The organism is Amycolatopsis sp. NPDC089917 (assembly GCF_040684635.1).
Lineage (GTDB): Bacteria > Actinomycetota > Actinomycetes > Mycobacteriales > Pseudonocardiaceae > Amycolatopsis.
In genome coordinates, this window is sequence record NZ_JBFBGL010000028.1 from 95,353 (window position 1) to 110,431 (window position 15,079).

Annotated in this window: 17 protein-coding genes and 1 pseudogene; 8 read left to right on the top strand and 10 right to left on the bottom strand. The window is 68.6% G+C overall.

The genetic code is table 11. The features are described from left to right. Positions 1 to 31: 31 nt before the first annotated feature. Together AB0N89_RS21450 and AB0N89_RS21455 are read left to right on the top strand one after the other, a co-directional pair. A pseudogene (locus AB0N89_RS21450) lies at positions 32 to 307 on the top strand (SRPBCC family protein); the annotation flags it as partial. Positions 308 to 705: 398 nt separating this feature from the next. Then, positions 706 to 1,272: a hypothetical protein gene (locus AB0N89_RS21455; RefSeq protein WP_364206986.1), complete on the top strand. Its 567-nt coding sequence runs from the start codon at positions 706 to 708 to the stop codon at positions 1,270 to 1,272. A 395-nt stretch (positions 1,273 to 1,667) separates the two neighbouring features. Here the strand turns inward: AB0N89_RS21455 and AB0N89_RS21460 are convergent, their stop codons facing one another. Next, positions 1,668 to 3,251 carry a pentapeptide repeat-containing protein gene (locus AB0N89_RS21460; protein WP_364206988.1) on the bottom strand — a complete coding sequence of 528 codons (1,584 nt, stop codon included), beginning with the start codon at positions 3,249 to 3,251 and terminating at the stop codon, positions 1,668 to 1,670. Between the two features lie 75 nt (positions 3,252 to 3,326). Next, complete coding sequence (locus AB0N89_RS21465; protein WP_364206990.1) at positions 3,327 to 3,941, bottom strand: hypothetical protein; 615 nt, start codon at positions 3,939 to 3,941, stop codon at positions 3,327 to 3,329. A gap of 228 nt (positions 3,942 to 4,169) precedes the next feature. On the opposite strand from AB0N89_RS21465, the gene AB0N89_RS21470 reads away from it, so the two are divergent. Next, entirely contained in the window at positions 4,170 to 5,444 is a 1,275-nt protein-coding gene (locus tag AB0N89_RS21470) for a threonine/serine exporter family protein (protein ID WP_364206992.1), read from the top strand. Positions 5,445 to 5,535: 91 nt separating this feature from the next. Here the strand turns inward: AB0N89_RS21470 and AB0N89_RS21475 are convergent, their stop codons facing one another. Then, complete coding sequence (locus AB0N89_RS21475) at positions 5,536 to 5,904, bottom strand: hypothetical protein (RefSeq protein WP_364206994.1); 369 nt, start codon at positions 5,902 to 5,904, stop codon at positions 5,536 to 5,538. Positions 5,905 to 5,986: 82 nt separating this feature from the next. Between AB0N89_RS21475 and AB0N89_RS21480 the strand changes: the two genes are divergently transcribed. Then, on the top strand, positions 5,987 to 7,210 hold the full coding sequence (locus AB0N89_RS21480; RefSeq protein ID WP_364206996.1) for a caspase family protein: 1,224 nt from the start codon (positions 5,987 to 5,989) through the stop codon (positions 7,208 to 7,210). A 47-nt stretch (positions 7,211 to 7,257) separates the two neighbouring features. Here AB0N89_RS21480 and AB0N89_RS21485 read toward each other — a convergent pair whose 3' ends face one another. Continuing rightward, positions 7,258 to 7,551, bottom strand: a complete 294-nt coding sequence (locus tag AB0N89_RS21485) for an aldehyde dehydrogenase family protein (RefSeq protein ID WP_364206998.1) — start codon at positions 7,549 to 7,551, stop codon at positions 7,258 to 7,260. A gap of 75 nt (positions 7,552 to 7,626) precedes the next feature. Between AB0N89_RS21485 and AB0N89_RS21490 the strand changes: the two genes are divergently transcribed. After that, positions 7,627 to 7,821, top strand: coding sequence for a hypothetical protein (locus tag AB0N89_RS21490; protein WP_364207000.1), 195 nt, complete (start codon positions 7,627 to 7,629; stop codon positions 7,819 to 7,821). On the opposite strand, the gene AB0N89_RS21495 is transcribed toward AB0N89_RS21490, so the two are convergent. The 3 genes from AB0N89_RS21495 to AB0N89_RS21505 form a co-directional block, all read right to left on the bottom strand. Continuing rightward, on the bottom strand, positions 7,811 to 7,966 hold the full coding sequence (locus AB0N89_RS21495; RefSeq protein ID WP_364207002.1) for a hypothetical protein: 156 nt from the start codon (positions 7,964 to 7,966) through the stop codon (positions 7,811 to 7,813). The two genes, AB0N89_RS21490 and AB0N89_RS21495, sit on opposite strands and share 11 nt — an antisense overlap. Before the next feature lie 105 nt (positions 7,967 to 8,071). After that, positions 8,072 to 9,289, bottom strand: coding sequence for an FAD-dependent oxidoreductase (locus tag AB0N89_RS21500; protein WP_364207004.1), 1,218 nt, complete (start codon positions 9,287 to 9,289; stop codon positions 8,072 to 8,074). Continuing rightward, entirely contained in the window at positions 9,286 to 9,723 is a 438-nt protein-coding gene (locus tag AB0N89_RS21505) for a nitroreductase family deazaflavin-dependent oxidoreductase (protein ID WP_364207006.1), read from the bottom strand. The genes AB0N89_RS21500 and AB0N89_RS21505 overlap by 4 nt, the downstream gene beginning before the upstream one ends. 55 nt (positions 9,724 to 9,778) lie before the next feature. Here AB0N89_RS21505 and AB0N89_RS21510 point away from each other — a divergent pair, with 55 nt between their 5' ends. Beyond that, positions 9,779 to 10,249, top strand: a complete 471-nt coding sequence (locus AB0N89_RS21510; protein WP_364207008.1) for a MarR family transcriptional regulator — start codon at positions 9,779 to 9,781, stop codon at positions 10,247 to 10,249. Here the strand turns inward: AB0N89_RS21510 and AB0N89_RS21515 are convergent. Then, complete coding sequence (locus AB0N89_RS21515) at positions 10,246 to 10,638, bottom strand: helix-turn-helix domain-containing protein (RefSeq protein ID WP_364207010.1); 393 nt, start codon at positions 10,636 to 10,638, stop codon at positions 10,246 to 10,248. The two genes, AB0N89_RS21510 and AB0N89_RS21515, sit on opposite strands and share 4 nt — an antisense overlap. Positions 10,639 to 10,731: 93 nt before the next feature. On the opposite strand from AB0N89_RS21515, the gene AB0N89_RS21520 reads away from it, so the two are divergent. Continuing rightward, complete coding sequence (locus AB0N89_RS21520) at positions 10,732 to 11,595, top strand: enoyl-CoA hydratase/isomerase family protein (protein ID WP_364207012.1); 864 nt, start codon at positions 10,732 to 10,734, stop codon at positions 11,593 to 11,595. A gap of 35 nt (positions 11,596 to 11,630) precedes the next feature. Here AB0N89_RS21520 and AB0N89_RS21525 read toward each other — a convergent pair whose 3' ends face one another. After that, on the bottom strand, positions 11,631 to 13,136 hold the full coding sequence (locus AB0N89_RS21525; RefSeq protein ID WP_364207014.1) for an FAD-dependent oxidoreductase: 1,506 nt from the start codon (positions 13,134 to 13,136) through the stop codon (positions 11,631 to 11,633). Between the two features lies 1 nt (position 13,137). After that, entirely contained in the window at positions 13,138 to 14,055 is a 918-nt protein-coding gene (locus AB0N89_RS21530) for a diiron oxygenase (RefSeq protein ID WP_364207016.1), read from the bottom strand. A gap of 126 nt (positions 14,056 to 14,181) precedes the next feature. Here AB0N89_RS21530 and AB0N89_RS21535 point away from each other — a divergent pair, with 126 nt between their 5' ends. After that, on the top strand, positions 14,182 to 15,042 hold the full coding sequence (locus AB0N89_RS21535; protein WP_364207018.1) for an alpha/beta fold hydrolase: 861 nt from the start codon (positions 14,182 to 14,184) through the stop codon (positions 15,040 to 15,042). Positions 15,043 to 15,079 lie beyond the last annotated feature (37 nt).

The following is a 15,079-nucleotide window of genomic DNA, read 5'->3' on the forward strand; positions in this document are numbered from 1 at the left end:
GGAAACAGGCCAGCCCTCAGGGAGTCGCTTGATGAGCACAATCACCAAGTCCGTCGACGTCGAGGCGCCGGTCACAGACGTCTACAACCAGTGGACCCAGTTCACCGAGTTCCCGCGCTTCATGGAAGGCGTGGAACGCATCGAGCAAAGCGACAACACCCACACCCACTGGACGATCAGCATCGCCGGGGTGACCCGCGAATTCGACGCGGCCGTCACCGAACAGCACCCGGACGAACGGGTCGCCTGGAAATCCGACGACGGCCCGACCCACGCCGGAGTCGTCACCGTGCACCGCCTCGACGAACGTGCAGCGGCTCTCTGACGAGATCGCGAGCCGCAAGCGGACCTGATCCGAAGCCAAGGGCCTCGTTTGATCAGGAGCTAAGACTTTTGAGCAACCTCTGCCGTTCGAACGGAGGTCACGCGGCAGACGGCAGCCGTGAGACGTGGACAGTCCCTCAAGAGGCCCCGGCCGGGTCACGTTCTGTGGAAAATCGAGGACGACGTGGTGCCCAGCTGCTCGGACGGCGTAGCCAGACTTGAGGCCAAGGTTTTGCCCTCGTGGCATGAAATCCGGTGTCCGGTCTTCGGGAGATGACCTCAGAGCGCCTCCAGCTCATGACATCGTGAACACAGGCGGCCGATCGCGCCGCGAGATCGATTACCGGTTCGACATTTATGGCACACCACTATGCTCATCGGATGGAATTCACCGTCGACCAGCTTGCAGGCTACGGTGACCGAGACCTTGACGCCGACCTGGCCCGCTGGTTCCCGGACCGGCCACCTATCCGGATCACTGAGCCGATCCGGCCGATCGAGCCGTTCCTCGCCCGGCTACCGCAGGACGCCGCCGCGGCGCTCGCAGCGTTCGACCGCAGAGTCAGGTCGGGGACGCTGCCGTGGGTCGTCGACGTGACCGACGACTCCTACGGGTTCGACTTCGCCGGCAACGACTGCCAGATCCTCGACTCCGACTACGAGACAGCCCTCTCCGATGACGACGTGTGGTCCATCGCCTCCGACGGCGGCGGAAACCTCTACGTCGTGCTGACCAACGGCCGCGTCGCCGTCTGGTTCCACGAGGAAGAGGTCATCGAGGCGAACACCCAGTTCGACAACCTCGATGTCTTCCTCTACTCGATCGTGCGCTACCAAGCCGTTCGGGCACACGCACTGGATCGCGCCGCCGTCGAGGCCGACTTTCATGCCCTCGCCCAGCCCGGCGCACTGGAACCAGAAGTGGGTCTCCTCGCGTACCTGCGCTAGCGCTCAACGCCCTGGTTCACCCCGCAGGCCGTGCACCAACGGCGCATTGCCGCACCACCGAGGCCTGGTAGACAACGCCACCGCGGTAGCGGACCAGGCCACCGTTCCCGAGCGCAGCACATGCGTCGCGCCGATACGTCCGTTTCACACGGTGGACTCGGATTTCGACGTGCCGGGGTCCGCGAATCGTGTGTGGAGACCGGACCGCGGTCGAGCCGGCCCCGCTGTTCCGTTCGTGCAACACAGGTCTCGGCGGCGTCGGCTCGGCTCTCGGCCTGCGTGACTAGCTGGGTGCCGACCTCTCGCCAACCTGGGCTCTTTACTCTCTGCAGTCCTCTTCAGACAGTCCACTTTCGACCATACGAGAGACTGCGACTCCGAGACTGGATGCCACATCAGTCGTTTGCCGCCGCTTGTTTCCCGCGCGCATCCACAACGAGACCCGCATGCCCGGTGTCGCCATGAGAAGCCACCGTGAGGATGGCGTCGGCGAATGAGGTCTTCTCCGCCAGCCTGTGGCTGATCGCGGGGAGGGAGCCGGCGAACGTGGCCTCGTCGAACGACACGGTGCGGGTGATCGTGGCCTGGTCGAACGAGGCAGGGCCGGTGAACGTCGCACCTGTGAACCTCGCGCCGCGGGCGAACGTCGCGCCACCGAACCCGGCTTCACCGGTGAACGTCGCGCCGTCGAACTGTGCGTCTTCGGTGAACGTCACGCGGCCGAACCACGCATCATCAGTGAACATCACGTCGCCGAACCTCGCGTCTTCGGTGAACGTCGCACCCGTGAACCGCGCGCCGCGGATGAACCTCGTGCCGTCGAACCACACGTCGCGGGTGAACTTCGCGCCGTCGAACTCAGCGTCGCCGAGAAACGTCGCCTCGAGGAAGCGAGCGTCGCCGATGAACGTCGCACGGCCGAACCAGGCATCACCGGCAAACGTCGCCTCGGGGAACCGGGCGATGCCGGCGAACCTCGCACCGTCGAATCGGGTGGTGCCGGCGAACGTCGCGCCGCCGAACCAGGCGTCGCCCTGGAACTGCGCGTCGTAAAACCAAGCATCGGTGAACGTCGCAGCACCGAACGAAACAGTGCCGGTGAATGTCGCGCCACGGAACCGCGGGTTGCCGTCGAGAGTCGCTCGAATGAAGCGGGCGGTCCGTAGCCGGCAATTGCTCAGGTCGAAGGCGATGAGGCGGGCGTTGGTGAGGTCGAGGTCGATACCGTCCCAGAACGCGCTGCGGTCGGAAGGGTTGAGGTGGCCGGTGAGAATGCGTTGCCCGGTGAGCCGTACCTCGCGTTCCTGGAACGATGCTTGACGTTGTGCCGGATCTGACTCCGCCGGGCCGGACTCGGATCCGGGCGGTGTGTAAGGCATGCGCAGGTAGGCGCAGATGACGTTGACGATGCTCTGCCGCTGCGCGGGGTTGTTGTGCGCGAGTCGTTCGAGTGCGTAGAGACCGGCCAGGCGGACAGGGGCTTCGGCAGAGCCGAGTTGGTCGGCGGCTTTGGTGTAAAGCTCGGTGACGTTCTTCTCGGTCGAGTCGGTTTCGCTGTGCCATTGCCGCCGTACCGCCAGCAGTAGCGCGAAAATGCCCGTCGTGCCCGCGCCGATGCCAAGCCCTGTCTTGATCGCGTCGACCCGCGCGGCACCCGGATCCTTCGCCGCCGAAGCCTCCCCCAGCAGCCAGCTGGTTGCGCCCCAGGCCACGACGACCACCACGATCGCGGCGGCCAGGACGACCCACCAGCTCATCCCCGCCGCCCGGGTCCCGGAAGCGCGTGGCCCCCGCATCCGCCACCCAGCGGCGACCACCCCTGCCGCGGCGACGGCGAACAGTGCCAGCGTCATCGCGCGCGGACGCGCCCACTGAGCCAACGTCGGCCAGTCGACCCATCCGAACAGCAGTGTCATCCCGGCAAGCAGCGCCGCCGCGCTGAGCAGCAGAGCCCCGCTCGCCGACTTTCCTCTCGTCACTTACGGACAGTCGTCCGCGACCCACGCGACGCTACGCCGTCCGCACGATCGGCGTTGACCTTCGCCGGCCTTGCCTCACTTTGGGGTGCGCGACGTCGCTTCCCCCGATCCGGCCTCCCAGGAGAACGGGCGGTGGTGCACGATGCGTTCACGGGCGCCCGCGACGACGTCGGCCGGGTCGCGGGCCTGGCCGATGGCGTGGAGAATCCGGGCGGCCGCGCCGGTCAGCAGCGAATACACCACGACCGGGGCTTCGTCCTCGCCGGGAAGCTCGACCGGCAGTATCGCCATGCTCATGTCCCGCATCGCCTCGTGCGGCGGGACCGGACCGGAGAACGCGTTCCGGAGATGTCCTGCGGTGATCACGGCGTATCCCGGTCCCCGCTGTGCGATGTCGGTGTAGTCGGCCGGGGCGCTGTCGCTGAGCATGTGCATGACCATGAGGTCCAGGTCGCCACTCGCCCGGCATTCGGCCGCTGTCCCCCGCACCGCCATCTCCGTCAGCCGGAGCGGCCCGGCCTTCGACGCCGGGAAGCCGGTCGTGCGGGTGAAGTACCGGTGGTCGAACACGCGGGCGAGCACCACGAGCTCGTCGGCCCGACCGCCGTCACCGTCCCCGACGACCCTGGCGAGCCGGGTGACTTCATCGATGAGCGCGTCGTCGCCGAGCGCAGCAGCGGCGTCGAACATCGGTCGCCATGGAACATCGTGCACATTCACGCTGGCAGAGCTCCCCCTCGGATCGCGTCGCCGGACCACGACGGCCCAGCCTAAACCGATTCTCGCCGGAGGATGCCCCACCCGGTCGAACGAACGCGCCTGAGCCCTGCTGGCGGACCGCGCACGATCGGGCGAAGTCGGGCGATCGTCCCGCTCGGATCGCGAGGCGGAACGGATCGGCCCTTTACCGTGCCCGTCATGGACGACGACGAGCGGGCGCGGGCGCGACGTGTGCTCACCTTCGCTCTCGACGTGGCGATGCAGATGTTCCGCCAAGGCATCGAAACCGACGTCATCGTGCGCACCCTCCGCCGGCTCGCGGCCGCGGGCGGCGTCGAGGAGCTGCGGATCTCCGTGGGCGTCCGGGCCATCCATCTCCAGTACTGTCCGCACGCGCACGGCGAACCGGTGGTACTGCTGGGAAGCGTCGAGGCGAACGACGCCCGTGACATCGGGCGGATGGAAGACCTGGAAGCACTGGCGGTCCGCGCCGGCACCGGCGAGATCACGCCGGACGAGGCCGAGCGCACGATCGAAAAGCTTGCGACGGCGGGCCCCACCTGGCCGTGGTACGTCAGTTTGCTCGGCGGGTGCCTGCTCGCGGCGATGATCTGCCTGCAGGCCAACGGCACCGTCCTCGCCGCGGCGGTGGCGGCCGCGCTGTTCGTGCTCGCCAACCGCGTCGGGTGGGCGCTGGGCATGGTCGGTATCGCGGAGTTCTTCCAGATCGCGGCCAAGGCGAGCACCGTGCTCGTCGCCACGATCTCGCTCCTGTCGCTCGCTTTGCTCGACGGGCACGAGGCCGCGAGCCTCGCCGCGGCCAATCTCGTCCTGCTGCTGCCGATCCTGACCCTGGTGTCACTCGTCGAAGACGCCGTCGGCGACTACCACCTGATGGCGGCCGCGCGCGCCGTCACGGTCCTGCTGCTCACCGGGGCGATCGTCACCGGCGTCATGGTCGTGGTCTCGGTGGCGAACGGACTCGACATCCTCGGCGAGGCGGGCCGGGTCCAGCTGGCCGCGCTGCCGCTCGCGCTGGTGCCGGTGACCGCGATGGTCGGCTCCCTCGGCAACGCGATCCTGATGGGCACCCCCGCGCGCCGGTGGCCGCTCGCCTGCGGAGCCGGTGTCGTCACCTCCCTGGTGAACTGGGTGGGACACTCGGCGCTCGGTCTGGCCGCGCCGCTGGCGATCTTCCTCGCGACCACGGTGCTGGGCGTCCTGGCCGGCGCGGCGGCACGGATACTGCGGGTACCGACTGCCGTCGTCACGATCCCCGGGCTGACCGGTGCCGTGCTGCCGGGCCCCGCGCTGTACCTGAGCCTGTCGCAGGTCTTCGCCCAGGTCCCCGGCGCGTGGACCGCCGTGGCCGAAGCGACCGTCTCCACCGCGGCGATCGGCGTCGGCGTCGTCCTCGGCCTCCAGCTAGCGGTACTGCGCCGCACCGTGAGCCGCGGCCCGGAGCTGCGCTGACGGGCAATCGCAGATCTCAACGCCCCCGGCATGTTCCGGCGTCCTCGTGCTCAATGTGGATTCACGTCCTTCATTCGACTGCCGGAATCGACTAAGGGGCTTGGCTCTCACCCAGCTGTTTGGCCATTGCGGTGGCAGCTTCGTTGAGTTCGTGCAACGCGGCCTTGCTCAGCCGTTCGCCTTCGATGGTGGCGGTGCGGTCGCCGACCTTGGCGGTGATCTTGACCTTCATGCCCCGCGTTCGCAGGTACGCCACGAGCGAGGTGGTGACCGCACCGATGCCACCGCTGGTGAGCACGACCGACACGGTGTCGAGCACCTGTCCCATGGCGTGTTCGGGCATCGGCTGCCGGTGCATCGTCACGCGTCCGCGCAAGTCGTCCTCGGCGTTCAGCCACGCTCGCAGGGCAAGCGCGTCGTCTTCGCCTTCCACGGTGATCAGCACAGTGCTACCGGTCATGGTTCGGAATGGTAGGTCGGGCGGGTAGCCGTGTGCAGCCGATCGCCCGAAACCGCCTCCCGCGGTGTGGGAAAATCGCACGATGGCGGTTCTCCCCGATGCGGCTGGAACACACGCGGTCCTGATCGGTGTCAGCGAGTACGACTCTCTGCCAGACCTACCTGGTGTGGCCAACAACCTGACCACCCTGCGCGAGCTGTTCACGGCCCGTGACGTGCTGGGACTTCCCGAGGACAACTGTGTGCTGCTGACCGGTTCCGTGACACCGGACGACCTGGACCGGGCGATCTCAGGTGCCGCAGCGGCGGCGTCGGACACGCTGATCGTCTACTACTCCGGTCATGGGCTGATCGACGAACACGACGGAACGCTGTATCTGGCTTCGCGGAACACCGAGACCACACGGGTCCACGCGACCGCCACACCGTACGAATGGATCCGCCGGGCGATCATGCGTGGCCCGGCGCGTCGGGTCGTGATCCTCGACTGCTGTTTCAGCGGGCGCGCGTTGAACAGCATGGACGGCCGTCAGATCGCCGCGATGGCAGCGGCGGAAGGTACCGCCGTGCTCGCCGCCGCACACGAGAACCGGATGGCGGTCGCCCCGCAGGACGAGCCGCACACCGCGTTCACCGCCGAGCTGGTCCAGTTGCTCGGCAAGGGAATTCCCGACGGGCCGGAACTGCTCGACGTCGACGAAGTGTTCAATGTCGTGTCCCGAGCGCTACGCGCCAAGGGGCGGCCGATCCCGCAGGGCGCGTTCCGGAACACGGCGAAGGACCTGGCGTTGGGCCGAAACCGGGCGTGGGTGCGGCCGGATGTGGTGATCCACCAGCCGCCGACGGCGCACGGAAGCGGATCGGGGGCCGGGCGCGGCCAGTCCGTCCTGACCATCAGCGAAGAGATCTGCGAGGCGATGATCGCACACGTCCGGCGGGTCTACCCGCGGATAGCGTGCGGGATGGTCGTGGGGCCGAAGGCGACTGGTCTTCCGGAGCGGCTGATCGAGATCACCAATCGCTCGACCGTCCCCGTGTTCTGGGAATTCGACCCCTTCGAACAACTTCAGGCGTTCAAGGAGATGGCTGAGAACGACGAGGAACACGTCATCCTTTACCACTCCCGCGTCGAGGCGGGTGCGTACCTGTCCAAGGCGGACGTGACCTACCTGGACGAGGAACGCTCGGGCCGCCACCTGGTCATCGTGGCGATCCCGGACCCGGACAGCATCGAACTCCGGGCCCACCGGGTCGCCGAGTCGCGCATCATGGAGGAAGAGATCCGCGTCGTACGGTCGTACCCCTAGTGCTGCCACCGACGTGCGGCCGAGTTCGGCGGCTGTGGCGAGACTCGTTACTCCGCAGGAACGACGCGTACCAGGTGCTTGATCTCCTGGAACGCTTCAAGGCTCCGCGGACCGTTGAGGCGGCCGATTCCGCTCTGCCCGAAGCCGCCTTCCTCGAACTCGTCGCGGACAACCGCCCAGGCGTTGGTCCACACCGACGCGGCGAGGCCGAATTCGGTGCTGTTCGCCAACCGCGCGGCCTCGTCCTCGGTGCGGAAGACTTCGAAGGTGGCGACCGGGCCGAACACCTCACACTGCACGATGTCGTCGTCGGGGCCATCCGTGAGCGGGCCCCCGCGCACCAGCACCGTGGCCGTCAGAGACCAGCCGAGCGCTCGGGCACGGCGATGCAGACCAGGAGAGGCAAGGACGGCAGCTTGATCGAGAGCGCCATCAACGCGGTGGCCACGCCGACCACCCTCTTCCGCGCCGACCCGGTCCAGGAATGGGTCGCGCTGCTCAAGACCGCGGCCACCCGGGTCGAGGAGGAAATCGCGACACGATGTCCCGAGGTGTGCCTCGAAATCGTTCGCGTACCTACTGTCCTGGTCTCACGGTGGGTCAGAGGTTGATGGCCAGCCACAGCGCCAGCCACGCGAGCAAGGCGATGACCCCGCCCACGCCGGCGGCCAAGAGAACACGCCGGATCCCGAGTGTTTGATCGACGGAGACCGCCAAGGCGGCTTCGGCCGTCGGTACCACGACTTCATCGCTCATGACAGGGAGGTACCTCGCGCGGCGCGGTCTAAACCACCGAATTCACGCCGATCGGCGGATCGGTTCGTCACCGACTCGTGGTCGCCCAGCGGCCGAGAAGGACCGTCAGCCGGCCGGGCCGAGCACCGCGTCGTCGAGCCGGGGCGGGTACGGGCCGTAGGCGTTGTCCTTCGCGCCGCGGCCCCGGACGGCCGGGATCGCGAACAGGGCTTTGAGCAGCTTCGGGGGTGCCGCACCACGACCGCGTTCCCGTGCCCTGGCGGCGCGGCGCTCGATCCTGGTCTGCTGCGCCTGGACTTTCTCGATCGCGGGCAGCCGGTCCCCTTGGATCGCCGCGAGGTCTTCTTCGACGGGTCCGCCGCGGCGGAAAGCGGGGACGAGACGGTTCGCCGCGGCGACGGCGTCCTGGACGGCCATGAGGATGCCGTTGCCGCCGACGGGTGAGATCACGTGCGCGGCGTCGCCGAGGAGGAGCAGCCCCGGCCGGTGCCAGGTGCGGACCCGCGAGATGTCCACCGACAACAGCGTGGTCTGCGAGAAGTCGGTGAGCAGGTGCGCCCGGTCCGCCAGCCAGGGGACGTGGTGACGCAGGAAAGCCTGGATCGGCTCCACGCTGCGGTCGCGGACTCGCGAGTAGGTTCCCTTCGCGACGCTGTAGCCGACCTGCCAATCCCGGACGCCGCCCAGGACACCGACATAGCTGTCCTTCCCGTAGTAGAGAGCGAGGTCCGCGTCGGGCGGGTCGTGCGGGGCACGGGGAAGGCGGAACCAGAGGATGTCGGTCGTCGCGCCGAGCGGGACGGCGGGGAGGTCCGCCAGCCGCCGGACCGTGGAGAACCGCCCGTCCGCGCCCACGATCAGCCGGGCGGAGACGTCGCCGCCGCGATGCCGGACGCCGGTGACCGCACCGGAGTCGTCGGTCAGCAGCCCGGTCACCTTGGCGTTCGTCTCCAGCGAAAAACCAGGCAACCGCGACGCGCGTTCGGCGACGTAGTCCAGGAATCGGACCTGCGGCATCAGCGCCACGAAGTTGTACGAGGTGTCGAGCCGGTCGTAGTCGGCGACGCTGTAGGCCCCGGCGGCGGTGTGGAAGCGGAAGGACGTCGCCTTGAAGTGCTCCTGGGCGAGCAGTCCGTCGGCGAGGCCCAGCCGCGCGAACAGTTCCAGGGTGTACGGGTGCAGCGAGTCGCCGCGGAAGTCGCGATCGAAGTCGGATCGCGACTCCAGGACCCGGACCGTGATCCCGCCCCTGGCCAGCAGATATCCCAGTACGAGACCACCTGGCCCGCCACCGGCGACCACCACCTCGACGCGGTCGCTCACTCCCGCTCCCCCAGCGAAAAGACGGCCATCTTCGGCAGTGCGCCGGTGATCTCTTCGAGCGAGGCGTCCTGGGCGACCGGAAAGGCGCTGACGGCCCAGGGAGCGCTCATCGCCCGGAGATACTGCCGGACCACCGCAGCCGCTTCCGCCCCGGCGACCGGCCGGGCTTGGCGCTCGAACCGCCGTTCACCGTCCAGGAGCACGCACGCAGGCTCCTCGGACAGGTTCCGGACCCAATCGCGGTCCCGCTGCGGCGCGATCAGGAACCAGTCACCGTCGCGCTGGACGACGGCCAACGGGACGAGCCGCGGCCGGCCGCTGACCCGTCCGCGGGTCTCCACCACGCGCAACGCGTAACCGCCTTCGAGAAGCGGCTCTCCGGCTTCGGCCCGGAGCTTGTCCACCATCGCGGCGTTGACCGAACGGAAGTCCATGCCCAGCTCCTCGGATGAAATCGCTAGATTGTCTAGCGAAAAGTATGATCCGACGGTGACCGTCCCGCACGACGAACCCGCGGCCAGGATCAACCGCAGCCTGCTCGACCTGCTGGCCGAGGCCGGCCCCGCGGAGCGCGCCCTCGCCGCCCGGCTCGGGATCGGGGTGACCGACGCCCGCGCGCTGCAACACCTCGCCGTCGCGAGCACTCCGACCGGGACCGTCGAACTGGGCAACCGGCTGCACATCCGCTCCGCCTCAGCCGCCGTGCTCGTCGACCGGCTCGAAAACAGCGGTCACCTCCAGCGGCGCCCGCATCCGACCGACCGTCGCCGGGTGCGTCTGGCAGTCACCGGCTCCGCACAGGAGCAGGTCCGCACCGCCCTGCGACCACTTCTTCAGCACATATCGGCCCTGATCGACCAGCTCGGCCCCGACCAGGCCACGACGATCGCGGACTTCCTGGGCGACGTGGTCACCGCCCTTCGCGGATACAGCGACGAAACCGACCGAGACGTGACCTAGGATTTTTCGGAGCGGAGACGCTGGTCGTAGCCTCGCTGGGACTTCTGGATTTCGTCGGTGTGGGCGACCGTCCAGTCGTACAGCCGGCCGAACGGCTCCCGGAGGGATTCGCCGAGCGGGGTGAGGGAGTACTCCACCCCGACCGGTGAAGTCGGCAGCACCCGCCGCTCGATCATCCCGTTGCGTTCCAGACGGCGCAGGGTCTGGGTCAGCACCCGCTGGGTCACGCCTTCGAGGCGGCGTTTGATGTCGTTGAACCGGCGAGGCGTTTCGAGGACATCCATCGCCATCATCGACCACTTGTCGGCGATCTGGTCGAGAATCGGACGGCTGGGGCAGTCGGCCCGGTAGACGGTGCCGGTGTCCGCGCCGGTGCCAGGAGCAGTCATGCCGGGTATCCTCCGCGATCCTAACGATGCCGAAAGTGCGTTCTTGACGCAGATCGATCCACGCCGGAATCTAGGTATACATCAGGAACCTAGATGCCTGCCAGGTACGGATCGGAGTTCTGCATGCACCACGACGCCTACGCGACCCTGCGAGTGAGCCGCGAGGCCGGCATCGTCCGCGTCACCCTCGACAACCCACCCGTCAACGTCCTCGACGTCGCTCTCATGACAGACCTCCGGCGGCTGCTGACCACGTTGCGAGAAGACGACTCGGCCCGGGTGATCGTGTTCGACAGTGCCGATCCGGAGTTCTTCATCGCCCACGTCGACATGTCCCTGGTCGACGCGCCGGACGCCTTCGACGAACTCGCGGCCGAGGGGCCCGCGGGGGTCAACGTCTTCCAGGCGCTGGGGGACTTGTTGCGGCACCAGCCTCAGGTGACGATCGTCAAGCTCACCGGCCTGGCGCGCGGCGGAGGGGCGGAATTCGTCACGGCCGCGGACATGGCGTTCGCGGCGATCGGCACCGCCGGAATCGGCCAGATCGAGGCCCTCATGGGAATAGTGCCCGGCGGCGGAGGCACCCAGTACCTGGCCGGCCGGATCGGCCGCAATCGCGCTTTGGAGGCGGTGCTCAGCGCCGACCTGTACGACGCGCGGACCGCCGAACGCTACGGCTGGGTCAACCGGGCACTCCCCGCCGACGAGCTCGACGACGTCGTCGATCGCCTTGCCCGCAACATCGCCGCACTGCCCGATGGCGTGGTCGCCGCGGCGAAACACGCCCTCGCCCCCGACGATCTCGCCGAGGGCTACCGGCGAGAACACGACGCCTGGGCGGGCCAGTTCGTCCGGCCCGCGGCCGAACGGTTGATCCGAGCCGGCCTGGCCCACGGCGCCCAGACCCGCGATGGCGAACGCGATCTGGAGGGCTTGCTCCGCAAGCTGGCAGGCTGATCGGCCAGCCACCCGGGTTCGGGGTTTCGAGTGGCTCAGCGGCCGCGGAACCGTGCCGCCAGCGCGGCGATCGGCGACCGCCGGGTCCGGACCGGAAGCCTGCCGGAGGTGATGTCTTCCAGCAGGGTCGCCACGGTTTCCCGCGCGCAGGTGCGGTTCGCGCCGATCCCGCCCGAGGGGCCGCGTTTGATCCAGCCGACCACGTAGGCGCCGGTCTGTCCGTCGACGCGGCCGGCGGTGTTCGGGATCGTGCCGCGGTCGTCGTCGAACGGGAGTCCCGGCACGGGGACACCGCAGTACCCGACCGCGCGCACGACCTGGCCGGCGTCGATCTCGACCGGTCCGTCCGGACCGGTGACGCGCAGACCGCGCACCTGCGTGTCCCCGATGATCCCGGTGGGCGCGGAGTGGAAACGCAGGACGACGCGGCGTCCGTCCGTTTCCGGCGGCGCGGACCAATCGACGGTCTCGCGACCGAGGTCGCGCAGCAGTTTCGCCTTGCCGGTGCCCGCGTCGATCGCGGCCGTGGTGCGCGGGTCCGCGTCGTCGACGACGAGCGGCACGTCCGAGCGCCCGGCCAGCGCGAGCAGTTCCGGGGAGGTGCAGGCGGCGTCTTCCGGTCCACGCCGGGCGAGCAGCACGACTTCCCGGATCTTGCTGGTGCGCAAGCGTTCCAGCGCGTGCGGGGCGATCGTGGTCCCGGTCAGCGCGTCCGGGTCGGCGGTCAGGATCCGGGCCACGTCGAGGGCGACGTTGCCGGTGCCGACCAGCACGACTCGTTCCGCGGACAGGTCCACCGCGTTCGCGGGGACGTCCGGGTGTCCGTTGTACCAGCCGACGACAGTGGTCGCGGCGATGCTGCCGGACAGTTCTTCGCCGTCGAGACCGAGGCCGCGCGCGGACGAGGCACCGACCGCGTAGACGACGGCGTCGTGGCGCTCGGCCAGTTCGTCCACGGTGACGTCGCGGCCGACCTCGGTGCCCAGCCGCAGCCGCAGCCGCGGGTGGTCGTGAAGCCGCGAGAAGGTCTCGCCGATCCGTTTCGTGGCGGGGTGGTCCGGGGCGACGCCGAAGCGGACGAGCCCGCCCGCGACCGGCAGCCTGTCGATCAGGGTGACCCGCGCGTTCGTGTGCAGGAGCAGGTCCTCGACGGCGTACATACCGGCCGGGCCGGTGCCGACGACGGCGATGTCCGGCGGCGCGAAGTCGCTCGGGATGGCCCTGTCGAACGTCGGCGGGGTCCAGCGGTGGAAGTTCGGCGCCGGGTCGGCTGACGAGACGACCTCACGGTCCGCGAAGTACTCCGCGTTGATGCCCGCGTAGACCTGGAGCGGTCCGGTCAGCAGATCCGCCGGGAAGATCGCGTCCACCGGGCAGGCGTCCGCGCAGGCACCGCAATCGATGCACGACGCCGGATCGACGTAAAGCATCTCGGTGGTGCCGAAATCGGGCTCGTCCGGCGTCGGATGGATGCAGTTGACCGGGCAGACCGACACGCAAGTGGCGTCGCTGCAACAGGTCTGGGTGATCGCGAAGGCCATGTCAGATCAGGTTCGCCCGCTTGTAGAACACCAGAGCGGGCCGGGTGAGCAGACCGCACGAGCCGAGGAACTCCATCAGACCGGCGCAGCTGGAGCGCATCATCGACTTGTGGTGTTCGTTGGCCTTCGCCTCGCGCAACGCGCGCGTGGTGTCGAGTCCCGCGTTCTTGTAGACGTCGCGGTTGACCATGCTGCTGACGATGAAGTACGACGCGATCGCGATGACCAGCGCGTTGATCCGGCGGCGCACGGGGCCGGCGCCCTCCAGCTGCTCACGGGTCTCTTCCCTGGCGAACTTCATGTGCCGGGACTCTTCGACCACGTGGATGTTGTTGATGGTGCGCACGAACGGGACCACGCGCTCGTCACGCATCCAGTCGCGCTGCATCACGTCGAGGACTTCTTCGGCGACGAGGATCGCCGCGTACGCCGCTTCGCCGGTGGCCGTCGCCTTGAAGACGCGGCCGAGCTCGACGGCGAGCTTGCGCGGGCGGTACGGCGGCGCGCCGAGCTTCGCGGCGCCGCGGGCGAACATGATCGAGTGACGGCATTCGTCGGCGATCTCGGTGAGCGCCCACTGGAAGGCCGGGTCGGTCGGGTCCTTGGCGTAGAAGTCACGCAGCACCATCTGCTGGAGGATCATCTCGAACCAGATCCCGGTGCTCGCGACCGAAGCGGCTTCCTGGCGTGTGAGCTCCTTCTGCTGCTCGGTGCTCATCTCGGCCCAGTAGCTCGTGCCGTAGAGAGTGCTCCACTCCGGGCTCGCGCCGTGGAAGTCCTTGTCCAGCGGCGTCTCCCAGTCCACTTCGGTGGCCGGGTCGTAGGACAGCATCGCGGACGAATCGAGAAGCCGCTGCGCGGTCTCGCGGCGGCCCGCCTCGGCCGTCTCCGCGGTGCGCGGCACATCGATGCTGGTCATACGGACCTCCCTGACAACGTCGGCTGGGTGTACGGTTTAAGCGTTACCGAGATTCACTGTTACCTAAGGTAACACCTAAATGGCCGTCAAGGCCACCCGCCCCGCCGATCAGCGAGGAGCCCGACCTTGACCACACCCAGCCGCGTCGGCTCCTTCGATCACGACGGCCTCGTCTTCGACGTGCGCGACACCGGACCGCTGGACGGTCCCGTCGTCGTCCTGCTGCACGGATTCCCGCAGACCAGCACTTCGTGGGCGGAGACCGCCGCGCTGCTCAACGACCGGGGATACCGCACGATCGCGCCCGATCAGCGCGGCTACTCACCCCGCGCGCGTCCGCGGGGCCGCTTCGCCTACCGGTCGAGCCGTCTCGTGGGCGACACCGTCGCGCTCATCGACGCCATCGGAACCGGACCAGTTCACCTGGTCGGGCATGACTGGGGCGCCAACGTCGCCTGGGCGACCGCGGCCCGGCGGCCGGACCTGATCAGGTCCCTGACCAGCGTGTCGGTCCCCCACGCCGGGGCTTTCCTGCGCGCGATGGTGACCGGCGACCAGCTCGTCCGGTCGTCCTACATGGCCTTCTTCCAGATCCCCTGGCTGCCCGAACGCGCCATGCGGTCCCGGCCGCGGCTCCTCGACCGCACACTCGCCAAAACCGGGATGACCACGGCCCAGATCTCCCGGGTCCACCAGGAGATCTTGCTCGCCGGCGCGCTGACCGGCGGGCTGAACTGGTACCGCGCGATGTTCTTGCAGAGTCCGGCTGGCTTGCGCGGCCGGGTTTCCGTGCCGACCACCCATGTCTGGAGCGACGGCGACACGGCCCTGTCCCGCCGGAGCGCCGAACTCGCCGGGCAGTACGTCGACGGCGAGTACCGGCTCGAGATCCTGACCGGTGTCAGTCACTGGGTTCCCGAAGAGGCGGCCGCGACGCTGGCCGCCATCATCGACCGCACCGCGACGGCCGCGGTTCACGCTGCCTGAAGGAAGTGGTCGTGAGTGGCGTTTCGGGTTCTAACCC